The organism is Kitasatospora sp. NPDC086801, assembly GCF_044745805.1.
GTDB lineage: Bacteria > Actinomycetota > Actinomycetes > Streptomycetales > Streptomycetaceae > Kitasatospora.
On sequence record NZ_JBIVAX010000028.1, the window covers coordinates 1 to 23,802 of the forward strand.

18 protein-coding genes are annotated in these 23,802 nt (G+C 73.5%); 11 read left to right on the plus strand and 7 right to left on the minus strand.

Annotated features, from left to right (window positions below; genetic code table 11):
* Nucleotides 1-91 precede the first annotated feature (91 nt).
* Together ACIPLC_RS25505 and ACIPLC_RS25510 are read right to left on the minus strand one after the other, a co-directional pair.
* Nucleotides 92-2,278: a helix-hairpin-helix domain-containing protein gene (locus tag ACIPLC_RS25505; RefSeq protein WP_400475341.1), complete on the minus strand. Its 2,187-nt coding sequence runs from the start codon at nucleotides 2,276-2,278 to the stop codon at nucleotides 92-94.
* A 60-nt stretch (nucleotides 2,279-2,338) separates the two neighbouring features.
* Nucleotides 2,339-3,319 carry an aldo/keto reductase gene (locus ACIPLC_RS25510; protein WP_400475342.1) on the minus strand — a complete coding sequence of 327 codons (981 nt, stop codon included), beginning with the start codon at nucleotides 3,317-3,319 and terminating at the stop codon, nucleotides 2,339-2,341.
* 251 nt (nucleotides 3,320-3,570) lie between these two features.
* Between ACIPLC_RS25510 and ACIPLC_RS25515 the strand changes: the two genes are divergently transcribed.
* Nucleotides 3,571-4,617: an LLM class F420-dependent oxidoreductase gene (locus tag ACIPLC_RS25515; RefSeq protein WP_400475343.1), complete on the plus strand. Its 1,047-nt coding sequence runs from the start codon at nucleotides 3,571-3,573 to the stop codon at nucleotides 4,615-4,617.
* A gap of 70 nt (nucleotides 4,618-4,687) precedes the next feature.
* Here the strand turns inward: ACIPLC_RS25515 and ACIPLC_RS25520 are convergent, their stop codons facing one another.
* Complete coding sequence (locus ACIPLC_RS25520; RefSeq protein WP_400475344.1) at nucleotides 4,688-5,671, minus strand: magnesium and cobalt transport protein CorA; 984 nt, start codon at nucleotides 5,669-5,671, stop codon at nucleotides 4,688-4,690.
* A gap of 225 nt (nucleotides 5,672-5,896) precedes the next feature.
* On the opposite strand from ACIPLC_RS25520, the gene ACIPLC_RS25525 reads away from it, so the two are divergent.
* From ACIPLC_RS25525 to mshC, 6 genes are all read left to right on the plus strand, one after another.
* Complete coding sequence (locus ACIPLC_RS25525) at nucleotides 5,897-6,589, plus strand: histidine phosphatase family protein (protein WP_400475345.1); 693 nt, start codon at nucleotides 5,897-5,899, stop codon at nucleotides 6,587-6,589.
* Between the two features lie 314 nt (nucleotides 6,590-6,903).
* On the plus strand, nucleotides 6,904-7,476 hold the full coding sequence (locus ACIPLC_RS25530) for a DUF3090 domain-containing protein (protein WP_400475346.1): 573 nt from the start codon (nucleotides 6,904-6,906) through the stop codon (nucleotides 7,474-7,476).
* Nucleotides 7,446-8,318: an SCO1664 family protein gene (locus ACIPLC_RS25535; RefSeq protein WP_400475347.1), complete on the plus strand. Its 873-nt coding sequence runs from the start codon at nucleotides 7,446-7,448 to the stop codon at nucleotides 8,316-8,318. The genes ACIPLC_RS25530 and ACIPLC_RS25535 overlap by 31 nt, the downstream gene beginning before the upstream one ends.
* 84 nt (nucleotides 8,319-8,402) lie before the next feature.
* Nucleotides 8,403-9,332, plus strand: a complete 930-nt coding sequence (locus ACIPLC_RS25540) for an AraC family transcriptional regulator (protein ID WP_400475348.1) — start codon at nucleotides 8,403-8,405, stop codon at nucleotides 9,330-9,332.
* Nucleotides 9,333-9,455: 123 nt separating this feature from the next.
* Nucleotides 9,456-10,298 (plus strand): carbohydrate-binding protein, encoded by an 843-nt coding sequence (locus tag ACIPLC_RS25545; protein ID WP_400475349.1) that lies wholly within the window; start codon nucleotides 9,456-9,458, stop codon nucleotides 10,296-10,298.
* A gap of 208 nt (nucleotides 10,299-10,506) precedes the next feature.
* A complete protein-coding gene (mshC, locus tag ACIPLC_RS25550) occupies nucleotides 10,507-11,736 on the plus strand; it encodes a cysteine--1-D-myo-inosityl 2-amino-2-deoxy-alpha-D-glucopyranoside ligase (protein ID WP_400475350.1) in 1,230 nt (409 codons plus the stop codon).
* A gap of 83 nt (nucleotides 11,737-11,819) precedes the next feature.
* Here mshC and ACIPLC_RS25555 read toward each other — a convergent pair whose 3' ends face one another.
* Together ACIPLC_RS25555 and ACIPLC_RS25560 are read right to left on the minus strand one after the other, a co-directional pair.
* On the minus strand, nucleotides 11,820-12,770 hold the full coding sequence (locus tag ACIPLC_RS25555; RefSeq protein ID WP_400475351.1) for a PAC2 family protein: 951 nt from the start codon (nucleotides 12,768-12,770) through the stop codon (nucleotides 11,820-11,822).
* Nucleotides 12,771-13,139: 369 nt separating this feature from the next.
* Nucleotides 13,140-14,231: a hypothetical protein gene (locus tag ACIPLC_RS25560; RefSeq protein WP_400475352.1), complete on the minus strand. Its 1,092-nt coding sequence runs from the start codon at nucleotides 14,229-14,231 to the stop codon at nucleotides 13,140-13,142.
* Nucleotides 14,232-14,374: 143 nt separating this feature from the next.
* Here ACIPLC_RS25560 and metH point away from each other — a divergent pair, with 143 nt between their 5' ends.
* The 3 genes from metH (at nucleotide 14,375) to ACIPLC_RS25575 (ending at nucleotide 20,709) form a co-directional block, all read left to right on the plus strand.
* A complete protein-coding gene (metH, locus tag ACIPLC_RS25565) occupies nucleotides 14,375-17,881 on the plus strand; it encodes a methionine synthase (protein WP_400475353.1) in 3,507 nt (1,168 codons plus the stop codon).
* Nucleotides 17,882-18,034: 153 nt separating this feature from the next.
* On the plus strand, nucleotides 18,035-18,739 hold the full coding sequence (locus tag ACIPLC_RS25570) for an HAD family hydrolase (RefSeq protein WP_400475354.1): 705 nt from the start codon (nucleotides 18,035-18,037) through the stop codon (nucleotides 18,737-18,739).
* Between the two features lie 353 nt (nucleotides 18,740-19,092).
* Nucleotides 19,093-20,709, plus strand: coding sequence for an ABC transporter substrate-binding protein (locus ACIPLC_RS25575; RefSeq protein ID WP_400475355.1), 1,617 nt, complete (start codon nucleotides 19,093-19,095; stop codon nucleotides 20,707-20,709).
* An 85-nt stretch (nucleotides 20,710-20,794) separates the two neighbouring features.
* On the opposite strand, the gene ACIPLC_RS25580 is transcribed toward ACIPLC_RS25575, so the two are convergent.
* On the minus strand, nucleotides 20,795-21,466 hold the full coding sequence (locus tag ACIPLC_RS25580) for a response regulator (protein WP_400475356.1): 672 nt from the start codon (nucleotides 21,464-21,466) through the stop codon (nucleotides 20,795-20,797).
* A complete protein-coding gene (locus ACIPLC_RS25585; protein ID WP_400475357.1) occupies nucleotides 21,466-22,374 on the minus strand; it encodes a RecB family exonuclease in 909 nt (302 codons plus the stop codon). The genes ACIPLC_RS25580 and ACIPLC_RS25585 overlap by 1 nt, the downstream gene beginning before the upstream one ends.
* A 163-nt stretch (nucleotides 22,375-22,537) precedes the next feature.
* Here ACIPLC_RS25585 and ACIPLC_RS25590 point away from each other — a divergent pair, with 163 nt between their 5' ends.
* Nucleotides 22,538-23,764, plus strand: a complete 1,227-nt coding sequence (locus ACIPLC_RS25590) for a site-2 protease family protein (protein ID WP_400475423.1) — start codon at nucleotides 22,538-22,540, stop codon at nucleotides 23,762-23,764.
* Nucleotides 23,765-23,802: the final 38 nt, after the last annotated feature.

The following is a 23,802-nucleotide window of genomic DNA, read 5'->3' on the forward strand; positions in this document are numbered from 1 at the left end:
AGCGGCCGAAGCCGCTCCCACTGGCCGTCAGTCAGATCACCCCTACTCCCCATAGTCGTATCAACGACTCAAGTGATCGGCAGGACACGGCCTAGTAGGCCGAGGCGGCGTTCTCGGCGAGGATTGCCCGCAGCCGGGTGGTGCGCGGCTGCGCCGGGCGCTCGGTGACGGCCTGGGCGAGCGCCGGGCCCGCGGCGTGCACCACGGACAGGTGCCGCTCGCCGCGGCCGAAGGCGGTGTAGACCCACTGCCGGGTGAGCGCCGGGCCGGCGTCCTCCGGGAGCACCACGACCGCGCCCGGCCAGCGGCGGCCGAGCGCCTGGTGGACGGTCAGCGCCCAGCCGTGCCGGAGCCGGCCGGCCTCGGCGGGCGGGACGGTCCGGCGCGAGCCGTCCGCGTACTCCAGGTGCAGGCCGGTGGCGTCGCCGTCCAGCACCCGGGCCGGGCGGGTGACGCCGGGGGCCGGGGAGTCGACCACCCGGTCGCCCGGGTCGAAGCCGCCGAACCGGCCGGGCCCCGGGTTGAGCCGGGCCTTCGCGGCGGCGTTCAGCGCCCGGGTGCCCGCAGGGCCGCCGTGGCCGGGGGTGAGCAGCACCACCTGCTCGGCGGGGATGCCGAGGGCCCGGGGGATGGAGTCGGTGAGCAGTTGGAGGGCACGGTGGACGGCCTCGCCGCCGTCCTTGGCGGTCAGGATGACCACCTCCTTGTCCGGCGCCTCGACCGGCTGGAGCTCGCCGATGCCGACGCCGGAGACCAGCTCGCCGATCGGGCCGAAGTCCGGGGTGCGGGAGGCGACCGCCGGGCAGACCTTGGCGGCGAGCAGGTCGGCGAAGAACCGGCCGGGGCCGGCCGACCAGAGCTGGCCGGGATCGCCGCTGAGCACCAGCCGGGTGCCGTCGGCGAGCGACTCCAGGACGGTGGCGGCCAGTTCGACGTCCAGCAGCGGGGCGTCGAGGACGATCAGGACGTCCAGGGCGAGCGTGCCGTCGGGGGCGCGGCCCGGCCCGGCGGCGCCGGCGAGCAGGTCGGCGAGGGTGACCACAGCGGCCGGGGTGCCGGTGAGCGCGGCGAAGGACTCCCGGCCCTGGTCGGTCCAGGTGGCGGCCCAGGCCCGCAGCCCGAGGCCGTTGGCGGCGGTCAGTAGCGCGGCGGGTTCGGCGCGGGCGGCCTCGCCACCGGTGTGCACTACCAGGGCGCTGTCGGCGACGGCCTGGATCAGGGCGGTCGCGGAGGAGGACGGCGCGGCCTCGCCGGCGGCCGCCCACGCGGCCGGGCCGGGCGCGGCGGGGGCCTGCGGGGCGTCCTCCGAGGCGGCGTCCGCCCCCGGTGAGGAGCCCGTGTCGGTGTCGGCCGCAGACTCGGCGTCCTGCGCCGTCCCAGCGTCGGCTTCCGCCGAGCCGTCCGCCGAGCCGTCCGCCGCGTCGGCTTCCGCCGCGTCCTTCGCCGCGTCCGCTTCCGCCGTGCCGTCCGCCGTGGGCTCTTCCGCCGCGGCCTCCTCGCCCGGCTCCGGGTCCGCGCCCGGCGTGAAGGTCGACATCAGCCGGACCAACCCGTCCGCGAGGCTCTCCTCGGCCAGTGCGAGCCGTTCCAGGGTGAGCAGCGTCCGGGTCGGCGGCTCCTCGTCCTCGTCGCCGCCCGCCGCGTGTGCCTCGGGGCCGGTCAGCTCCTCCTGGAAGGGCATCGCGCGCCCGTCCAGGACGGCGGCCTGGATCGCCGCGGCCGAGTCCGGCAGCCCGTGGCGGTCGAGCCCGGCCGCGACCTCGGCGACCTCGACGGCGGAGTGGCCGCGCAGCGCCGCCTGCTCCAGCAGCCACGGCACCAGCGCCTGGGCGCGGCGCGGGTCGCCGGGGCCGGCGGCGGGGCCGAGCAGGCCGCGGGCGAAACCGTCCGCGTGCTCGGGGCGGACGCCGGGCAGGGACAGGACGGCCCATGGGTCGGCGCGCAGCTGTTCGGCGGCGCCGTCGCCGAACTCGGCCACCGCGGCGGCCGCGAGGTTGGCCGGGGCGCCTCCGGCGGTCAGCACCTCGGCGGTGTCCTTGAGCGCCTGCGCGCGCTGCTGGTCGGGCTCCGCGGGTGCCGGGGCCGAAGTCGGCGCCGGAGCCTTGGCGTCCTCGGGGGCCGCGGGGCGGCCCTCGCCCTCCGGTGGTGCGGCCTGCGGGCCGACGCTGCGGATCCGCTGCGCCAGCTCGGCGATCGCCGCCGCCTTCTCCGCCGGGCTCGCCGGGTTCGCCGGGCCCTCCGAGGTCTCCTCCGGAGCGCCGTTCTCCGTGTCACTCATCGTCCGCTCCAAAGGTCACTCCACTGCGTGTTCATCAGGACGAGGGGCGCGGGCGAGGGTTTACAGCTCGCTCCACCCCTGGTCCGGGTAGCGGTGCACCGGCGACGAGATGTCGTCCAGCGCACCACGGATCTCACCCGGAAGCGTAAGCGCCTCCACTGACAGTGCCGCCTGCAGCTGTGCCACCGTACGGGCCCCGACCAGCGCGCTCGCCACTCCGGGCCGGTCCCGGACCCAGGCGAGGGCGACCGCGAGCGGGCTGCTGGCGAGGCCGTCGGCGGCGGTGGCGACGGCGTCGACGATCCGCCGCGAGCGCTCCCCGAGGTACGGCTGGACGAACCCGGACAGGTACGGCGAGGCGCCGCGCGAGTCCTGCGGGACGCCGTGCCGGTACTTGCCGGTGAGCACCCCGCGCCCGAGCGGCGAGGAGGCGAGCAGCCCGACCCCGGCGTCCGACGCGGCGGGCAGCGCCTCGCGCTCGATGCCGCGCTGGAGCAGCGAGTACTCCAGCTGGGCCCCGGCCAGCGGCGTGCGCCCGTGGTGGGCGCGCTGCCAGGTGGCGGCCTTGGCGAGCTGCCAGCCGCTGAAGTCGCAGACCCCGACGTACCGGGCGCGCCCGGAGGAGACGGCGAGGTCGAGGGCGCCGAGCGTCTCCTCGACGGGCGTCGCGGGGTCGAAGGAGTGCACCTGCCACAGGTCGACGTAGTCGGTGCCGAGCCGCCGCAGCGAGGCGTCGAGGGCGGCGAGGAGGTGGCCGCGGGAGCCGTCGAAGCGGCGGGTGGACTCCGGCACGCTGCCGGCCTTGGTGGCGATGACGAGTTCGGAGCGGGGGATGAGGCTGTCGGTGAGCCGGGAGATCAGGTACTCGGCGCCGCCGTCGGCGTACACGTCGGCGGTGTCGATCAGGGTGCCGCCGGCGTCGACGAACTCCTTGAGCTGCTCGGCGGCCTCGTGTTCGTCGGTGTCGCGGCCCCAGGTCATGGTGCCGAGGCCGAGCCGGGAGACCCGCAGACCGGTACGGCCGAGGTGACGTTTTTCCATCGGACGGGCCCTCCACTGGCCGGTGGCACCGGGCGCCCCGGTAGCCCTGAGAACGCGCAGGTGGGGAGAGCGCTCCCCACGTCGGCTGAGCGTAGCGGCCGGTGTCCGGGCAGGGGTGGCGACCCGCAGAACGATCACCGGGCCCGGGCGGCGGCGGGTGTGACTCGGACCACCACTACCGGTCAGTAGCATGACCGGCGGGTGCGCGGTTACCCTCGCCACCAACCCTCACCGACTGGAAGGTTCGGCACATGCGACTCGGAATCAACCTCGGCTACTGGGGGCTCGGCATGGACACCGACAACATCGCCGTGGCCCAGGAGGCGGACCGGCTCGGCTACTCGGTGTGCTGGGCGGCCGAGGCGTACGGCTCGGACGCCGCGACCGTGCTGAGCTTCGTCGCCGCGAAGACCGAGCGGATCGACGTCGGTTCGGCCATCTTCCAGATCCCCGCCCGCACCCCCGCGATGACCGCGATGACCGCGGCGACCCTGGACACCCTGTCCGGCGGCCGCTTCCGGCTCGGCCTCGGCGTCTCCGGCCCGCAGGTCTCCGAGGGCTGGTACGGCGTGAAGTTCGACAAGCCGCTCGCCCGCACCCGCGAGTACGTGGAGATCATCCGCAAGGCGATGTCCCGCGAGCGGCTGGTCCACGAGGGCGCGCACTGGACGCTGCCGCTGCCCGGCGGCCCCGGCAAGCCGATCAAGCTGACCGTGCACCCGGTGCGCGAGCACATCCCGCTGTACATCGCCGCGATCGGCCCGAAGAACCTGGAGCAGACCGGCGAGATCGCCGACGGCTGGCTCGGCATCTTCTTCTCGCCCGAGCACGCCGCGCTCTCCCTCGACCCGCTGACGGCCGGCCGCGCCAAGACCGGGCGGACCCTGGACGGCTTCGACCTCTGCCCGACCGTCACCATCGCGGTCGGCGAGGACATCGAGGCCGGCGTCGACTCCCAGCGCTCCTACGCCGCGCTGTACATCGGCGGCATGGGCAGCAAGGAGAAGAACTTCTACAACCAGCTCGCCCGGCGGATGGGCTACGAGCAGGCCGCCGACGAGATCCAGGAGAAGTACCTGGCCAAGGACTACGCGGGCGCGGCGGCCGCCGTCCCGCACGACCTGATCGACGCCACCTCGCTGATCGGCGACACCGCCCGGATCGCCGACCGGATGCAGGCCTACGCCGACGCGGGCGTCACCACGCTCACCCTGGCCCCGTCCGGCTTCACCCTGGACGAGCGGATCCAGGCGCTGCGCACCGGCGTCGAGGCACTGGAGCGCGCCGGCCTGGCGTGACGGCGCCCGGGGCCAACGTCGGGGCCAGCGAGCGGGACCACGGCAGGGCGCCCGGGGCCAGCGAGCGGCACTACAGCCAGTCGTGCCGCTTGAACACCCGGTGCAGCACTATGCAGACCGCGACCATCAGCGACAGCACCGCCGGGTACCCCCAGGGCTGGTGCAGTTCGGGCATGTCCTCGAAGTTCATCCCGTAGACGCCCGCGATCATCGTCGGCACGGCGGCCAGCGCCGCCCAGGCCGAGATCTTCCGCATGTCGTTGTTCTGCTGCACGCTGACCTGCGCCAGGTTGGCGTTGAGGATGTCGGACAGCAGCCGGTCCATGCCGTCGACCTGGTCGGTCACCCGGGCCAGGTGGTCGGCGACGTCCCGCAGGTAGGGCAGGGTCTCCGGGCGGATGTACGGCTCGCCGCCGCGGGCCAGGCGCAGCGTCGGCTCCAGCAGCGGGCCGGTGGCGCGCCGGACGGTCATCACCTGGCGCTTGTAGCCGTAGATCCGGCCGGCGGTGTCGCGGCCGACCCGGCTGGGGGCGAAGACGTCCGCCTCCAGTTCGTCCAGGTCGGTCTGGAGCCCGGTGGCGACGTCCATGTAGCCGTCGACGATGGTGTCGCAGACCGAGTGCAGCACCGAGCTGGGCCCGTAGCGCAGCAGTTCGGGCTGCTTCTCCAGCCGGGCCCGCAGACCGGAGAGCGGGGCGTCGGCGCCGTGCCGGACGGTCATCACGAAGTCCGCGCCGAGGAAGACCATCACCTCGCCGATGGTCACCGCGTGGGCGCCGGGGTGGTAGCCGAGCGTCTTGAGGGCGACGAACAGGGAGCCCTGGTAGGGCTCGATCTTGGGGCGCTGGTGGGCGCTGACGGCGTCCTCGACGGCCAACGGGTGCAGCGCGAACTCCTTGCCGACGCGGTCGAGTTCCTCGGCGGTGGGCTCGAACAGGCCTATCCAGACGAAGCCGCCGGGCCCGGCGGCGCGGGCGGCGGCGAGCGCGCCGGCGAGGTCGTCGGGGGCCTCGATCCGGTGGCCGTCGTGGTAGCTGGCGCAGTGGACGATCATGCGGGCCATTGTGGCCCGGGTCGGGGTGTCCGCGGCGGAGCCGGGCCAGGACGGCTCTCCCGGGCCGGTGTCCAGGGCGGCCCGGGAGAGCCCGCACCCCGCGCGCGTGTCGCTGTGATCGCACCTCACGCCAGCGCCTCACGCCAGCGCCTCACGCCAGCGCCTCACGCCAGCGCCTCACGCCAGCGCCCCACGCCCGCGCCCGGAGGCCGTAGGCTAAACCCCATGCCCACCCTGCTGCTCGTCCGCCACGGCCGCTCGACCGCGAACACCGCCGGAATCCTGGCCGGTTGGACGCCCGGCGTGGACCTCGACGACACCGGGCGCGCGCAGGCCGCCGCGCTGGCTGTCCGGCTCGCGGGCATCCCGCTGGCGCAGGCCGTCAGCAGCCCGCTGGAGCGCTGCCGGCAGACCCTGGAGCCGCTGCTGGCGGCCCGGCCCGAGCTGGGCCCGCCCGCCGAGGACGAACGGCTGGGCGAGTGCCACTACGGCGAGTGGACCGGCCGGCCGCTGGCCGAGCTGGCCCAGGAGCCGCTCTGGCGCACCGTGCAGGACCACGCGGCCGCCGCGGCCTTCCCGGGCGGGGAGTCGCTGCGCGAGCTGAGCCACCGCACGGTCGGCGCGGTCCGGGAGTGGAACGAGAAGATCGCCGCCGAGCACGGCGAGGACGCGGTCTGGCTGGCCTGCTCGCACGGGGACGTGATCAAGGCGGTGGTGGCGGACGCGCTCGGCCTGCACCTGGACCACTTCCAGCGGATCAGCGTCGAGCCCTGCTCGGTCACCGTGATCCGCTACACCCCGCAGCGGCCCTTCGTCCTGAGGATGGGCGACACCGGCGACCTCGCCTCGCTCGCGCCCAGGTCCGGCGCGGCCCCGGCCACCCCGGCCGGCGACGCGGTGGTCGGCGGTACCGCCTGAGGCAGTCGGTGCCACCCGAGGCGCGGCGGTGCCACCTGAGGCGCGGCGGCGCCACCCGAGGCGTAGTGGTGCCACCCGGGCGGCAGAGGTTCCGTTCGAAGCGGAGGAACACCCCCCGCAGCGGTCGACGGCACCGCCTGAGCTGCCTGGCGCCACTCCGGCTCGGCTCCCCTGCGGGGGCCCGGAGGTCGTAGGGTGACTAACGAGCCCCGCCGCGTGGCGAGCCCGCGTGCGGGCCGCCGTACGGCAGCCCGAGCCATGACGTCCGAACGATCCCTGTGATCCCCACGACCGACACGATCCGGAGCGAGAGCGTGCCCCGTCAGGTCTTCTTCTACGACCAGCCCGAACGGTTCGTGGCCGGCACCGTCGGCCAGCCCGGCGCCCGGGCGTTCTACCTGCAGGCCAGCGCCCGGGGCCGGATCACCAGCGTCCTGTTGGAGAAGACCCAGGTGGCCGCGCTCGCCGAGCGGATCGAGGAGGTCCTGGACGAGGCGCTGCGGCGCAGCGGCGGCGACGTCTCCATCCCGGCCGCCGCCCCGCAGGAACTGCTCGACACCGCACCGCTGGACCTGCCGCTGGAGCAGGAGTTCCGGGTCGGCACCATGGCCCTGGCCTGGGACAGCGTGGACGGCTGCCTGGTGGTCGAGGCACAGGCGCTGGTCGAGGCCGAGGAGGAGGACGAGGACAGCGCCGCAGCGGTCTTCGAGGACGACGACAACGGCCCGGACATGCTGCGGGTGCGGCTGTCCGGCGCGATGGCCAGGGTGTTCGCCAAGCGGGCGCTGGACCTGGTCGCGGCCGGCCGCAAGCCCTGCCCGTTCTGCAACCTGCCGCTCGACCCGGAGGGCCACCTGTGCCCGCGCGCGAACGGCTACCGGCGCTGAACACCGAGACCCCGCCCCAGGCGGACCCGGCCGCCGCCGCCGCCCTCGCCGCCGACGTGCCCGCCGCGCTGGAGCTGCTGCGCGAGGGCGAGTTGACCGTGCACGGGCGTCTCACCGAGGCGTCCAACGCCGCGCTCTACTGCACCGCCACGCACGGCTCGCTGAGCGCGCAGGCCGTCTACAAGCCGGTCGCCGGGGAGCGCCCGCTCTGGGACTTCCCGGACGGCACGCTGGCCGGCCGCGAGGTCGCCGCGTACGAGGTGTCGGCCGCGACCGGCTGGGCGCTGGTGCCGCCGACCGTGCTGCGCGACGGGCCGCACGGGCCCGGGATGGTGCAGCTGTGGGTCGAGCCGGATCCGCAGGCCGAGCCGCTGCTGGCGCTCCAGGACCCGCGCGGCCCGGAGCACGGCTGGCTGCCGATCGTGCGGGCCGAGGTCGGCGGGGGACGCACCGCGCTGCTGGTGCACCACGACGACCAGCGGCTGCGCCGGCTCGCCGTGCTGGACGCGGTGCTCAACAACGCCGACCGCAAGGGTGGCCACCTGATCCCGGCGGCCGACGGTCGGGTCTACGGCATCGACCACGGCGTCACCTTCAACACCGAGGGCAAGCTGCGCACCCTGCTCTGGGGCTGGGCCGGCGACCCGCTGCCCGCCGAGGCGCTGGAGGTGCTGGCCCGGCTCGCCGAGCGGCTGGACGGCGAGCTGGCCGCGCGCCTCGCCCCGCACCTGACCGCCGCCGAACTGGAGGCGACCCGCGCCCGGGTGGCCGGGCTGCGCCGCACCGGCCGGCACCCGCTGCCCTCCGAGGACTGGCCCTCGATCCCCTGGCCGCCGGTCTAGGGTCCAGGATCCCGCCGTCCGCCCGGAGGGGGCGTGCCGGCTGATGGTCTGGACCTGTCCGCGAACCGGCAGCACACTGCTCCGATGGACGCGTTACGGACCACCCCCACCCCCCGTACCACGCCGGACCTGCCGCTGCACCGGCTACAGGTCCCGCTGCCGCACCTGCTCCCGTTCGCCATCGGGAGTTTCGACACGATCGGCCCGTTGTCCCGGGCGGGCTTCCCGCACCGGCACTCGTTCTACGAGATCGTCCACGTCACCGGCGGCCGCGGCGCCCACGTCCTGGACCTGGTCCACCGGCCGCTGGCGCCACCGCAGTTGTGCGTGATCACGCCCGGCCAGGTGCACTACTGGTCGGACGCGGACGAACTCACCGGCCAGGTCGTCCTGTTCAACGAGGACTTCCTGCTCAGGAACCCGCAGGACCTCGCCGCGCTGCGCGCCCTGGCCACCCGCCCCGCACTCGGACTCGGTGAACAGGCCGACGCCGTCGGCGCGTTGCTCGCCGACATGGAACACGAGTACCGGTCCAGGCAGCCCGGTTACCAGGGCGTGCTGCGGGCCAGTCTGCACATCCTGATCGTCCGGGCGCTGCGCGCCGGCCGGCCGGGGGAGCGGCCGGCGCCACCCGGCCGGCCGACCGAAGTGGCCGCCGCCTTCACCCGGTTGATCGCCGGCCCGGGCGGGGTGCGCCACTCGGTGGCCTCCAGTGCGCAGGAACTCGGCGTCTCGCCGGGCCACTTGCAGACCCTGGTCAAGCAGGCCACCGGCCGCACCCCGGGCGGACTGATCCGCCGCCAGCAGACATTGGAGGCCAAACGGCTTCTGGCCTGCACGGATCTGACGATACGTCAGGTCTCGAAGGAGGCGGGCTTCGCCGACCCGGCCTACTTCTGCCGGTTCTTCCGGCGGGAGACCGGGATGACGCCGGGGGAGTTCCGGGCCCGGGTCGACGGAAATCACCACGATCCCCGGATCGCGTCCATCGCGGCGGCTCCGGACGGCCCGTAACGTCGCTGGTGGCCACCGGCGGCCGGTCCGGCGCGCGCGGGCGGGCGGCCGGTTCGGCCCTTGTCATGCCCCCACCATGGCAAGGGCCACCCCCATCCACCCTCCACTCGAAGGAGAGGACGCATGCCCACGCCCGACGGCATGATCAGCCGCAAGACCGTCCTGAAGGCCGCCGCCGTGCTCGGTGCCGCCCCGCTGCTGGTCGGCGGCGGAGTCGCGCTGGCCCGCGAGCAGGCCGGCACCGGCCGGGCCCCCGGCCTCACCCCCGAGTGCCACGACGGCGACGACCCCACCATCGAGCAGACCGAGGGCCCCTACTTCAAGCCCGACTCCCCACTGCGCAGTTCGCTGGTCGACGACGGCCCCGGCACCCGGCTGGCCGTCAGCGGCTACGTCTTCGGCCGCGCCTGCCGACCGATCTCCGGCGTCCTGCTGGACTTCTGGCAGGCCGACGACAACGGCGCCTACGACAACGTCGGCTACACCTTCCGCGGCCACCAGTTCACCGACGCGAACGGCGCCTTCAAGCTGGACACGATCGTCCCCGGCCTCTACCCGGGCCGCACCCGGCACCTCCACGTCAAACTCCAGGCGCCGGGCCGCCCGGTGCTCACCACCCAGCTCTACTTCCCCGGTGAGCCGCGCAACAGCACGGACACCATCTACGACGCCCGGCTGCTGATGAACGTGCGCCAGAACGGCCCGGTCCGCGAGGGCAGCTACGACTTCGTCCTGGACGTGCCGCAGACCCCGGGCACGCCGAGCCCGACCCCCACCGCCACCCCGACCGGGACCCCCACCGGGACGCCCACCACGCCGCCGAGCGGCAGTTGGAAGCCGGGGGCCTCGTACAACGCGGGCGACCGCGCCACCTACTCCGGCGCCTCCTACCTCTGCCTCCAGGCGCACACCGCCATGGTCGGCTGGGAGCCGCCGAACGTGCCGGCCCTCTGGCAGCGGTCGTAGCGGCTCCGGCCGCGTCCCCCGGGGTGCCGGGCGCCCGGTCGGCGGCAGGGTCGACCGGGCGCTCACCCGTGCCCCGATGCAACCGCCGGATCCGACAAAGCCCGTTCCTTATCAGTCGGGAAGCGGTCCGGCAACGACAGGAAGCGAATCCAGTCGATCTTGCGTACTGGTTAGGCTTTCAAATGTTCGCAAGGTTAAAGTCGTTCCCATGCATGCCTGGCCCGCCTCCGAGGTTCCCGCCCTGCCTGGTCAGGGGCTCCCCCTCCGTATCTTCGACACCGCAGTGGGCACGGTCCGGGAGGTCGTGCCGCAGGACGGCACCGCCCGGATCTATGTCTGCGGCATCACCCCCTACGACGCGACCCACATGGGCCACGCCGCCACCTACAACGCCTTCGACCTGGTGCAGCGCGTGTGGAAGGACGCCGGCCACGACGTCCTGTACGTCCAGAACGTCACCGACGTGGACGACCCGCTGCTCGCCCGGGCGGTCGAGACCGGTCAGGACTGGGTGGCCCTCGCCGAGCGTGAGACGGCCCTGTTCCGCGAGGACATGACCGCCCTGCGGCTGCTCCCGCCGGCCCACTACATCGGCGCCGTCGAGTCGATCCCGTGGATCGTCCCGCTGGTCCAGAAGCTGCTCGCCTCCGGCGCCGCCTACCGGGTGGACGGCGACATCTACTTCTCGGTCGACGCCGACCCCCGCTTCGGCCAGGTCTCCGGTCTCGACCGGGAGGCCATGCGCCCGGTCTTCGCCGAGCGCGGCGGCGACCCGGACCGCCCGGGCAAGCGCCACCCGCTGGACGCCCTGCTCTGGCTCGCCGCCCGCCCGGGCGAGCCCGCCTGGGAGACCGAACTCGGCCACGGCCGCCCCGGCTGGCACATCGAGTGCGTCGCCATCGCGCTGCAGTACCTCGGCATGTCCTTCGACATCCAGGGCGGCGGCAGCGACCTCTCCTTCCCGCACCACGAGATGGGCGCCTCGCACGCCCAGGTCGCCACCGGCGCCCACCCGTACGCCAAGGCGTACGTGCACGCCGGCATGGTCGGCCTGGACGGTCACAAGATGTCCAAGTCCCGCGGCAACCTGGTCTTCGTCTCGGCGCTGCGCCGCGAGGGCGTCGACCCGGCGGCGATCCGCCTGGCGCTGCTCTCGCACCACTACCGCGAGGACTGGGAGTGGACCAAGGCGACCCTGGACGAGGCCGTCGAGCGCCTCGCCCGCTGGCGGGCCGCGGTCTCCCGGCCTGACGGCCCGGCCGCCGAGCAGCTGCTCGACGAGGTCCGGACGGCGCTCGCGAACGACCTGGACGCGCCCGCCGCGCTGGCCGCCGTCGACCGCTGGGCCGAGCGGCAGGAGGCCGGGGGCGGCACCGACCTCGGCGCGCCCGGCCTGGTCAGCCGCACCGTGGACGCACTGCTCGGCGTCGCGCTCTAGCCCCTCCGTGCATCGAAGGGGCGTCAGGACACCTGGTCCTGACGCCCCTTCGGCGTTGCTCGGGGCGGGCCCCGGGGTGGCGGCTACTCCTCGTCGCCGTCCTGGCTCTCCCGGGCCGCGCCCGGGGCCTCGGGCTCGGCCGGCCGCTCCGCCGTGGCGTGCCCGGCCACCGGCTTCTCGCCGGTCGGCCCGACGTTCTCCCGGCGGCGCAGGTAGCGCTCGAACTCGCGGGCGATCGCGTCGCCGGAGGCCTCCGGCAGCTCCGCGGTGTCCTGGGCCTCCTCCAACTGCTGGACGTACTCGGCCACCTCGCTGTCCTCGGCGGCCAGCTGGTCCACGCCCAGCTGCCAGGCCCGGGCGTCCTCGCCGAGCTCGCCCGGCGGGATGCGCAGGTCCAGCAGGTCCTCCAGCTTGTTGATCAGGGCCAGCGTCGCCTTGGGGTTCGGCGGCTGTGCGACGTAGTGCGGCACGGCCGCCCAGAGCGTCACGGCCGGGACCCCGGCGTGCGTGCAGGCCTCCTGGAGCACTCCGACGATGCCGGTCGGGCCCTCGTAGCGGCTCTCCTCCAGGTCCAGCCGGCGGGCCAGCTCCGGGTCGGAGGTGACCCCGCTGACCGGCACCGGGCGGCTGTGCGGGGTGTCGCCGAGCAGCGCGCCCAGGATCACCACCAGCTCGATGCCGAGCTCGTGCGCGAAGCCGAGCAGCTCGTTGCAGAACGAGCGCCAGCGCATGCTCGGCTCGATGCCGCGCACCAGGACGACGTCCCGGGTGGTCGGCTCGGTCACCCGGATCACCGAGAGTCTGGTGGTCGGCCAGGTGATCCGGCGGATGCCGCCGTCCAGCCAGACCGTGGGCCGGTTGACCTGGAAGTCGTAGTAGTCCTCCGCGTCCAGGGCGGCGATCACCTTGCCGCCCCAGGTGTCGTCCAGATGTGCCACAGCCGCGGAGGCGGCGTCGCCCGCGTCGTTCCAGCCCTCGAAAGCGCAGACCATCACCGGGTCGATCAACTCGGGAACATCTTCCAGCTCGATCACCCAGCGTCTCCCTCCGGTCGGCGGTCGAACCGGCGCCGCCTCGGCTGGCCTGCCGGGGCGCCGACGGGTCGGCTGCCGACTGTCGAACCTCTCGTCACCCATGGAACGCCTCGCCCCATGGTCCCTACCTGCCCAGCCTACGGGCTTTGATGCGCACCGCGGCCGGGCACCGGGACAGTCTGGGGGAGCGCGCCGCCCCGATCCAGCGGATATCCGGACCGCTCCGACTGACGGGCCGTCAGCTCGCCGGGGCTGGGCGCGGACCGCACCCGAGCGGCGACGCGGTGCGACGGCGCACCCTCCCGCGCCCGCCGCCGGGAGCCGTCCCGCGCCCGCCGCCGGAACCCGCCGGCCCCTGCCCGGAACCCGCTAGACGTCCACCCACCCGCGCCGGTACGCCGCCCAGTGCTCCGGGGTGGCGGCGAAGTCCACGTACAGCGCGACGCCGAAGTTGCGCCGCCCCGGGTCCTGGCGGCCCAGGCCCAGCCGGACGCCCCGGACGGCGGCCGGCACGGTCTCGGCGTCACCCCGATGGCCGTGCCGGTCGTCCCAGAAGAACGGCAGGCCGATCAGCAGGTCCACCCCGGCCGGGGTGGCCTCCAGCGCCAGTTCGGTCTGCAGGGCGACGTAGCCGCCGTACAGCGGCTCGGTCGGCATGCTGGTGTCGTACGCCATCACGGCGACCTGGTCGACCCGGCGGGCGGTCTCGGTGAAGTACGCCTGGTCCCACCACTTGCCGTGGTCGGTGAGCAGGATCCCGGCGGTGTGCAGGCCGGGCACCGGGTCGAGCTGCGGGGCCGCCACCGAGAGCGCGGCGCCGTGCTCGGCCGTGACCGGGCGGACCTGGTCGAGCAGGGCCAGCCAGCCGGCGCTGCCGGGCCGGATCGGTTCCATGTCGAAGTGCACGCCGTCGAAACCGAGGTCCAGGACCTGCCGGGCGGAGGCGGTGACCCGGTCCCGGGTGGGGGCGTCCTCCAGGTCCAGGGCGTCCTTCTCCGGCTTGACCTCGTCGCCCAGCCAGCTCTGCACCCGGACGTCCGGCAGCGCCCGGTGCACCGCGTCGGTGAACCAGCGGGCCCGGGGGTGGACGGCGGGCGGCAGCGAGCCGTCGTGTTCCAGCGGGCCGGTGTGCACGTACAGGTCGCGGACCCCGGTGCCGGCCAGCTGCCGCACCAGCGCGGCGACGTCGGCCTCGCCCTTGCGGCCGTCCACCCAGGCGTGGCCGAGCCAGAGCGCGTCCCGGCCGCGGGTGCGGGCCTCGGCGGCGGGGTCCCCGGTGTACTGCAAGCGGATCGCGACGAAGGCCGAGCCGAGCGCGGCCGCTGGCACGGCCGCCGCGAGGCCCAGCGCCAGCAGCGCCCGGCGCCACCAGGACCAGCTTCGCCAGCGCTCGCGCAACGCCCGGAACGGGGCCGCCAGGGCCTGCGCGACGCGTCGCGCGACGGTCCGGAATCGGTCCACGCGGTTGCTCCCCCCTTGCGCTCGAACGCTCAGGATACGGAATGCGACCGCAGGCCGGGGCGCGGGCCGGATACCCTGGCCACGTGCGGGCCCGAGTCAGCGGGCCCGCAAAGCCGACAGCCGTCGCACCAGGGAGAAGCCCCATGGCCACTGCAGCCAATCCGTCCATCACTCAGCAGAGCCGCGCGAACGCGTTGCGTGAAGCGCTCGCCACCCGGGTGGTGGTCGCCGACGGTGCGATGGGCACCATGCTCCAGGCACAGGATCCGACGTTGGAGGACTTCCAGGACCTGGAGGGCTGCAACGAGGTCCTCAACGTCACCCGGCCCGACATCGTGCGCTCCGTGCACGAGGCCTACTTCGGGGTCGGCGTGGACTGCGTCGAGACCAACACCTTCGGTGCCAACTTCTCCGCACTCGGCGAGTACGAGATCGCGGAGCGCATCTTCGAGCTGTCCGAGGCCGGCGCCCGGATCGCCCGCGAGGTGGCCGACGCCCACGCCGCCGACGGCCGCACCCGCTGGGTGCTCGGCTCGATCGGCCCCGGCACCAAGCTGCCCACCCTCGGCCACGCACCGTACGAGACGCTGCGCGACGGCTTCCAGCAGAACGCGGCCGGCCTGATCGCCGGCGGCGCCGACGCGCTGCTGGTCGAGACCAGCCAGGACCTGCTGCAGACCAAGGCCGCCATCCTCGGCTCCAAGCGCGCCCTCGCCGAGGCCGGGCTGGACCTGCCGGTGCTGGTGCAGGTGACCGTGGAGACCACCGGCACCATGCTGCTCGGCTCCGAGATCGGCGCCGCGCTGACGGCCCTGGAGCCGCTCGGCGTCGACTACATCGGCCTCAACTGCGCCACCGGCCCGGCCGAGATGAGCGAGCACCTGCGCTACCTGGCCAAGAACGCGCGGATCGGCCTGTCCTGCATGCCGAACGCGGGCCTGCCGGTGCTCGGCAAGGACGGCGCCCACTACCCGCTCTCGCCGGCCGAACTGGCCGACGCGCACGACGTGTTCACCCGCGAGTACGGCCTCTCGCTGGTCGGCGGCTGCTGCGGCACCACGCCCGAGCACCTGCGCCAGGTGGTCGAGCGGGTGCAGGGCCGGCCGGTCACCCCGCGCACCCCGCAGCCGGAGCCCTCGGCGGCCTCGCTGTACCAGGCGGTGCCGTTCCGCCAGGACACCTCGTACCTGGCGATCGGCGAGCGCACCAACGCCAACGGCTCGAAGAAGTTCCGCGAGGCGATGCTGGCCGGCGACTGGCAGGCCTGCGTGGAGATCGCCCGCGAGCAGATCCGGGACGGCTCCCACCTGCTGGACCTGTGCGTGGACTACGTCGGCCGCGACGGCGTCGCCGACATGAAGGAGGTCGCCGGCCGGCTGGCCACCGCCTCCACCCTGCCGATCGTGCTGGACTCCACCGAGCCGCAGGTGCTGCGGGCCGGCCTCGAGGCGCTCGGCGGCCGCGCGGTGCTCAACTCGGTCAACTACGAGGACGGCAACGCCCCGGACTCGCGCTTCGGCCGGATCGCCTCGTTGGCCCGCGAGCACGGCGCCGGCCTGATCGCGCTGACCATCGACGAGGAGGGCCAGGCCCGCACCGCCGGGAAGAAGGTCGAGATCGCCGAGCGGCTGATCGCCGAGCTGACCGCCGACTACGGCGTCGACGAGGGCTCGATCCTGGTGGACTGCCTCACCTTCACCCTGGCCACCGGCCAGGAGGAGTCCCGCCGGGACGGCATCGAGACCATCGGGGCGATCCGCGAGCTCAAGCGCCGCCACCCGGCCGTGCAGACCACGCTGGGCCTGTCCAACATCTCCTTCGGCCTCAACCCGGCCGCCCGGGTGGTGCTGAACTCGGTCTTCCTGCACGAGTGCGTGGAGGCCGGCCTGGACTCGGCGATCGTGCACGCCTCCAAGATCCTGCCGATCTCCCGGATCCCCGAGGACCAGCGCGAGGCCGCCCTCGACCTGGTCTACGACCGCCGCCGGGACGGTTACGACCCGCTGCAGCACCTGCTGGAGCTGTTCGACGGCGTCTCCTCGGCCTCGGTCAAGGCGTCCAAGGCGGAGGAGCTGGCCGCGCTGCCGCTGGACGAGCGGTTGCAGCGCCGGATCATCGACGGCGAGCGCAACGGCCTGGAGGCCGATCTGGACGAGGCGCTGGCCGGGCGGCCCGCGCTGGAGATCATCAACGACACCCTGCTGGCCGGCATGAAGGTGGTCGGCGAGCTGTTCGGTTCCGGCCAGATGCAGCTGCCCTTCGTGCTCCAGTCCGCCGAGGTGATGAAGACCGCGGTGGCCCACCTGGAGCCGTACATGGAGAAGTCCGACAGCGAGGGCAAGGGCACCATCGTGCTGGCCACCGTCAAGGGCGACGTCCACGACATCGGCAAGAACCTGGTGGACATCATCCTGTCCAACAACGGCTACAACGTGGTCAACCTGGGCATCAAGCAGCCGGTCTCGGCGATCCTGGACGCCGCGCAGGAGCACAAGGCGGACGTGATCGGGATGTCCGGCCTGCTGGTCAAGTCCACCGTGATCATGAAGGAGAACCTGGAGGAGCTCAACCAGCGCAAGCTGGCCGCGAGTTACCCGGTGATCCTGGGCGGCGCCGCGCTCACCCGGGCCTACGTCGAGCAGGACCTGCACGAGATCTACGAGGGCGAGGTCCGCTACGCCCGGGACGCCTTCGAGGGCCTGCGGCTGATGGACGCGCTGATCGCGGTCAAGCGCGGCGTGCCCGGCGCGGCCCTGCCGGAGCTCAAGCAGCGCCGGCACGCCCGGGTCGAGGTGGTGGAGGAGCCGGAGGTCAACCTCGGCCAGATCCGCTCGGACGTCACCGTCGACAACACCGTGCCGACCCCGCCGTTCTGGGGCGACCGGATCGTCAAGGGCGTCCCGTTCGCCGACTACGCCTCCTGGCTGGACGAGGACGCGCTGTTCAAGGGCCAGTGGGGCCTGAAGGCGGCCCGCAGCGGCGACGGCCCCTCGTACGAGGAGCTGGTGGAGACCGAGGGCCGGCCGCGGCTGCGGATGTGGCTGGACCGGCTGCAGACCGAGGGCTGGCTGGAGGCGGCCGTGGTCTACGGCTACTACCCGGCCAACTCCAAGGGCGACGACCTGATCGTCTTCCACGAGGACGGCACCGAGCGCACCCGCTTCACCTTCCCCCGCCAGCGGCGCGGGCGCCGGCTCTGCCTGGCCGACTTCTTCCGCCCGGAGGAGTCCGGCGTGCGGGACGTGGTCGGCCTTCAGGTGGTGACCATGGGCAACCGGATCTCGGAGGCGGCGAACGAGCTGTTCGCCGACAACTCCTACCGCGACTACCTGGAGCTGCACGGCCTGTCGGTGCAACTGGCCGAGGCACTGGCCGAGTTCTGGCACGCCCGGGTCCGCTACGAGCTGGGCTTCTCCGGCGAGGACCCGCAGGACGTCAAGGACATGTTCGCGCTCAAGTACCGGGGCGCCCGCTTCTCGCTCGGCTACGGGGCCTGCCCGGAGCTGGAGGACCGCGCCAAGATCGCCGAGCTGCTGAAGCCCGAGCGGATCGGTGTGGTGCTCTCCGAGGAGTTCCAGCTGCACCCGGAGCAGTCCACCGACGCGATCGTCATCCACCACCCGGAGGCGAAGTACTTCAACGCCCGGTAATCCCGGCGCCTCGTTCCGTTCGCTCTTTTCGGGCGAACCGGGCGTAAGCTGGATGATCCTGAACGGGCCGGTCCGCTCACCAGCGGGCCGGCCTGCGCCATCCCCGGGGGGCGCTCGGACGGGCCCGGGGGTACCGACGGAAGGACTCCCACCATGACCACCACCTCCACCGCCGCCCGGGTCCTCGACCACGGGGACGGCCGCGGCCTGCAGGCGGTGCTGCTGGACATGGACGGGACGCTGGTGGACACCGAGGACTTCTGGTGGCAGGCCGAGGTCACCCTGTTCGCCGAGCTGGGCCACGCGCTGACCGACGAGGACCGGGCCCAGGTGGTCGGCGGCCCGATGACGCGGGTGATCGACTACCTGGTCGGCACCACCGGGGTGGACCTCGCCCCGGCGGACCTGACGGTGCTGATCAACCAGCGCTTCGTCGACCTGCTGGCGGGCGGCGTGCCGCTCATGCCGGGCGCCGAACGCCTGCTCAACACCCTTGCCGCACACGGGATTCCGGCGGTCCTGGTGACCGCCTCGCACCGGCACGTGGTGGACATCGTGCTGCGCTCGCTGGGCTCCCACCACTTCGCCTTCACGGTCGCCGGGGACGAGGTGCCGCGCACCAAGCCGCACCCGGACCCGTACCTGGAGGCGGCCCGGCGGCTGGGCGCGGACCCGGCCCGCTGCGTGGTGGTCGAGGACGCGCCGACCGGGGTGCGGGCGGCCGAGGCGGCGGGTTGCCCGGTCATCGCGGTGCCCTCGGTGGCGCCGATCGAGCCGGCCCCGGGGCGGCTGGTGCGCTCCTCGCTGGAGCAGGTCGATCTTGAACTGCTGCGCTCGCTGGTCGCCTCGCGGGTGTGATTGTCATCTCATTGCGGGTGCGGTCTACTCGCCGGTAAGTAGCCGGATCCCGCCGCCGCCGACGGCTGCCCGGGGAGAAAAAGGGCATTGCCTGACAACTCGTCGGGTGCCTCGCGCTGCCCTCAACTACTGTGTCCCAAACGTCATCTGCACGGGTATCGGTCGTGCGTGTTCGATATGGCACGCTACTCCAGTTCGTTCCCCTCCCTCGCGCCCCGCCACCGCCGACGACGGGTAACCCCGTCGCGCCCGCGGTCGTACGGGCGCCAGGCCCGCGCACGCCTTCCGCACCTCGGAGCGCCTCGACGCGGGCCGCCGGCCCCGGTCGGACCGCACCCAGAAGGACGCGCCCCGTGAAGACTTCAGCTGAACGCCTGGCAGCACTCGGCTGCGCCGGTCTTGTCGCCGTGACGGCGGCAGGCTGCGGATCGGTCACCGACGCCGTCAAGGGGGACGGCGGCAAGGCGATCGTCATGGGCACCACCCAGCTCACCGGCGTGCTGGACCCGGCCGCCGCCTACGACTCCGGCTCCTGGCTGCTGCTGCGCAACACCTTCCAGTCGCTGCTCACCTTCCCGGCCGCCTCCAGCGCCCCCTCCCCGGACGCCGCGCAGTCCTGCGAGTTCACCGCAGGCGACGCCACCCAGTACCACTGCACCATGCGGACCGGCCTGAAGTTCTCCAACGGCCACCCGCTGACCGCGGCCGACGTGGTGTTCTCGATCGAGCGCACCAAGAAGATCAACGACCAGAACGGCGCGGCCCCGCTGCTCTCCTCGATCAGGAGCGTCGAGGCCAAGGGCGACACCGAGGTGATCTTCCACCTCTCCACGCCCGACGCCACCCTGCCGGCCAAGCTGGCCGGCCCGGCCGGCGCCATCCTCGACCACCAGGCCTACCCGGCCGACAGGGTGGTCCCCAACGACAAGCTGATCGGCTCCGGCCCGTACCGCTTCGAGACGGTCGAGGTCATGGGCGGCACCGGCGACACGGCCAAGCAGCTGGGCAAGGTCGTCCTGGTGCCCAACGACAAGTACAGCGGCGAGGCCAAGCTGCGGAACAGCAAGTTCACCGTCCGGTACTTCGACAAGCCCGCCGACCTGAAGGCCGCGCTGGACAAGGGCGACGTCGACCTCACCGACAACAGCCTGGACCCGAACACCGCCGCCCAGATGCACTCCGACCAGCAGGGCGGCAAGACCGACCTCCAGGTCGTCGAGGGCGACAGCAACGACACCCGCTCGCTGGTCTTCAACACCAAGGACCCGGTCGTCGGCAACGTCGCCGTCCGCCAGGCCGCCGCCCAGCTGCTCGACCGCAAGTCGCTCGCCCGCGACGTCTTCGCCCGGACGGTCCAGCCGCTGTACGCGATGGTGCCGGCCGGCGTCACCGGCCACACCACGGCCTTCTTCGACCGCTACGGCGACCAGGACACCGGCAAGGCCAAGAAGATCCTCACCGACGCCAAGGTCCAGACCCCGGTCAAGCTCACCCTCACCTGGTCGCGCTCGCGCGCCGGCAGCGCCGAGCCCGAGGCCCTGAAGAAGCAGCTGGAGGCCGGCGGCCTGTTCCAGGTGACGGTCCAGACCGAGCCGGACTGGGACAAGTACCGGTCCGGCTGGACCGAGGGCCGCTACCAGGCGTACCTCATCGGCTGGTTCGCCGACTACCCGGACCCGGACAACTACATCGCCCCGCTGCTCATCGACGGCGGCGCCTACCACCACGGCTGGGACGACCCGAGGATCAGCCAGAAGCTGGTGCCGGACGGCCTCAAGCAGGCCGACCGCAGCGCCGCGGTGGCCGGCTACGCCCAGATCCAGCAGATCGTCGCCGAGAACGCGCCGCTCATCCCGCTGTACCAGAACAAGGGCTTCTTCGCGTCGCGTTCGTACATCACCGGCGTCGAGTCCACCATCGACACCACCGGCGTGTTCCGCTTCTGGGAGATCAGCCGCAGCGGCAAGTGACGACACCCCTCGACACGGCGGCCCGCCCGCCCTCCCCCAGGGTGCAGGGGGAGGGCGGGCGGGCCGCCGGCACGTTCCCGAGGGCCTACAGGGCGCCCGGGCGCACCAGCCCGCTCTCGTAGGCGTACACCGCCGCCTGCACCCGGTCGCGCAACTGGAGCTTGGTCAGCACATGGCCGACGTGCGTCTTCACGGTGGTCTCGCTGACGAACAGTTCGGCCGCGATCTCCGCGTTCGACAGCCCGCGCGCCACCAGCTTCAGCACCTCCAGCTCACGTTCGGTCAGCGCGCTCAGCGCCTGCGGCGGCGCGTCCTCGCCCGAGGGCAGCTTGGTGGCGTACATGTCCAGCAGCCGGCGGGTGATGCTCGGCGCCAGCATCGCCGCGCCGTCCGCCACCACCCGGATCGCCTGCACCAGTTCCTCCGCCGGGACGTCCTTCAGCAGGAAGCCGCTGGCGCCCGCGCGCAGCGCCTCCACGACGTACTCGTCCAGGTCGAAGGTGGTCAGCACCAGCACCTTGGCCGGGCCGTCCCGCCCCGGGCCGGCGATCCTGCGGGTCGCCTCGACGCCGTCCATCCTGGGCATCCGGATGTCCATCAGCACCACGTCGGGCTGCAGCGCCCGGACCTGGTCCAGCGCCTGCTGACCGTCGCCGGCCTCACCGACCACCACCAGGTCGGACTCGGCCTCCAGGATCATCCGGAAACCGGTGCGCAGCAGCGGCTGGTCGTCGACCAGCAGCACTCGGATCGTCACTAGGACTCCTTGCTCGTCTGATCCCCCGTGGGATCGTCTTCGTCAGACGTACGCGCCAGCGGAAGCGGGTACGGCGGGGGAGTGCCGCCGAACTCCGGGCAGCTGGCCTGGTGGTCGCACCAGTCGCAGAGGCGGTTGCGGGTCGCCGGGAACTCCCCGGTGGCCACCGCGTGGGTGATCCGCTCCCAGAGCGCCCGCAGCTTGCGCTCCACCGCGAGCAGGTCGGCCTCGTCCGGGTCGTAGCTGACCACGTCCCCGCCCCCGCCGAGGTAGACCAGCTGGAGCCGCTTGGGGACGACACCCTTCCAGCGCCACACCACGAGCGCGTAGAACTTCATCTGGAACATCGCCTTGCCCTCGAAGTCCCGCGAGGGCGCCCGGCCGGTCTTGTAGTCCACCAGCCGGACCTCGCCGCTCGGGGCGACGTCTACCCGGTCGATGTAGCCGCGCAGCAGCAGCCCCGACTCCAGGGCCGTCTCCACGTACAGCTCGCGCTCCACCGGGTGCAGCCGGGTCGGGTCCTCCAGCCGGAACCACTGGCCGACCAGCTTCTCGGCGTCCGCCAGCCAGCGGGCGAGCGCCGCGCCGTCCGGATCGTCCGGGAACAGCGAGCCCAGCTCCGGGCGCTCGCCCAGCAGCCGCTCCCACTGCGGGCGCAGCAGGCCCAGCGCCCGCTCCGGCGTCCGTTCGGTCGCCGGGCTGTCGAACAGCCGCTCCAGCACCGCGTGCACCAGCGTGCCCCTGGTCGCCGCCGCGCTCGGCGGCTCGGGCAGCCGGTCGATCACCCGCAGCCGGTACAGCAGGGGACAGGTGAGGAAGTCCCCCGCACGGGACGGGGACAGGCCGGTCGGGGGCGCCGCCGGGCGCGCCGGGGCCCCGGCGGCGCTGGTGGTGTCGGTCTGCTGCATGCCTCCGACCCTATTGCCCTTCGCTGTCATCCCGCTGCCACGGTGCTGCCACACCGCCCGGCACAGTGGGTATGAAGGCTGGCAGAGGGACGCACGCCACCGGAGGGGCCGCGATCACGTAGCGTGGGCGCACCGGGGCACGACGGGGCAGACGACCGAAGGGATCACGGTGAGCGACAACAGGGGGCAGCAGACCTCCGACCAGCCACCGCAGGACGACGGCGGCCGCCCGGCAGGGCGACCGCCCCGGCCGCCCGAGCGCGGCAACGGCCTCCTGGTGGGCCGCCCCTTCGGCGTGCCCATCTACGTCACCCCCTCCTGGTTCGTCATCGCCGCACTGATCACCTGGGTGTTCGGCGGCCAGCTCGGCGACGTCCTGCCGGACCTCGGCGGCGCCCGCTACCTGCTCGCGTTCTTCTTCGCCGTCGCCTTCTACGCCTCCGTCCTGGTGCACGAGCTCGCTCACACCCTGGTCGCGCTGCGCTACAGGCTCGGTGTACGGCGGATCCAGCTCCAGTTCTTCGGCGGGGTCTCCGAGATCGAGAACGAGGCCGAGAGCCCGTGGCGCGAGTTCTGGCTGGCCTTCGTCGGCCCGCTGCTCTCGCTGGCGCTCGGCGGCGTGTTCTACCTCGCGATGCAGGCCGTGGAGCTCTCCACCGTGCCCGGGGTGCTGCTCACCGGGCTGATGGTCTCCAACCTGGTGGTCGCCGCGTTCAACCTGCTGCCCGGCCTGCCGCTGGACGGCGGCCGGATGCTGCGCGCGGTCGTCTGGGCGATCAGCGGCAGGGCGATGACCGGCACGGTCGCCGCCGCCTGGGTCGGCCGTGCGCTGGCCGTCGCGGTGCTGATCGGCCTGCCGCTGGTCAGCGCCGCCCGCGGGATCGAGCGCACCACGACCGACACCCTGGTGGACGCGGTGCTGGCCGCCGTCCTCGCCGCGATCATCTGGAACGGCGCCGGCGGAAGCCTGCGCAACGCCCGGCTCAAGGAGGCGCTGCCCGGCCTGCGGCTGCGCGACCTCGCCCGCCGGACCGTCGAGGTCACCGCCGACACCCCGCTCGGCGAGGCACTGCGCCGGGCCCGCGAGGCCCAGGCCGGCGCGGTCGTGGTGGTGGACGGCCGGGGCGACCCGATCGCCATCGTCCGCGAGTCCGCCGTCCGCGCGGTGCCCGAGCACCGCCGCCCGTGGGTCGCCGTCGGCCCGCTCGCCCGCGACCTCGAACCCGGCCTGCGGTTGGACGCCGACCTCGGCGGCGAGGACCTGCTGCGCGCGGTCCAGGCCACCCCGGCCGGCGAGTACCTGGTGGTCGAGACGGACGGCCGGGTGTTCGGCGTCGCCACGCTCACCGACATCGAGCAGCGCCTCACCGCGGCCGTCGCCGGCCGGTGATCACTCTGGTCGGGCGGACCGCCCGCTTCCCTTAGGAT

Excerpts from the sequence above, each read along its gene's own strand:
- ACIPLC_RS25505 (WP_400475341.1), bottom strand. The coding sequence starts at position 2,278 with ATGAGTGACACGGAGAACGGCGCTCCGGAGGAGACCTCGGAGGGCCCG.
- ACIPLC_RS25510 (WP_400475342.1), bottom strand. The coding sequence starts at position 3,319 with ATGGAAAAACGTCACCTCGGCCGTACCGGTCTGCGGGTCTCCCGGCTC.
- ACIPLC_RS25515 (WP_400475343.1), top strand. The coding sequence starts at position 3,571 with ATGCGACTCGGAATCAACCTCGGCTACTGGGGGCTCGGCATGGACACC.
- ACIPLC_RS25520 (WP_400475344.1), bottom strand. The coding sequence starts at position 5,671 with ATGATCGTCCACTGCGCCAGCTACCACGACGGCCACCGGATCGAGGCC.
- ACIPLC_RS25525 (WP_400475345.1), top strand. The coding sequence starts at position 5,897 with ATGCCCACCCTGCTGCTCGTCCGCCACGGCCGCTCGACCGCGAACACC.
- ACIPLC_RS25540 (WP_400475348.1), top strand. The coding sequence starts at position 8,403 with ATGGACGCGTTACGGACCACCCCCACCCCCCGTACCACGCCGGACCTG.
- ACIPLC_RS25545 (WP_400475349.1), top strand. The coding sequence starts at position 9,456 with ATGCCCACGCCCGACGGCATGATCAGCCGCAAGACCGTCCTGAAGGCC.
- mshC (WP_400475350.1), top strand. The coding sequence starts at position 10,507 with ATGCATGCCTGGCCCGCCTCCGAGGTTCCCGCCCTGCCTGGTCAGGGG.
- metH (WP_400475353.1), top strand. The coding sequence starts at position 14,375 with ATGGCCACTGCAGCCAATCCGTCCATCACTCAGCAGAGCCGCGCGAAC.
- ACIPLC_RS25570 (WP_400475354.1), top strand. The coding sequence starts at position 18,035 with ATGACCACCACCTCCACCGCCGCCCGGGTCCTCGACCACGGGGACGGC.
- ACIPLC_RS25585 (WP_400475357.1), bottom strand. The coding sequence starts at position 22,374 with ATGCAGCAGACCGACACCACCAGCGCCGCCGGGGCCCCGGCGCGCCCG.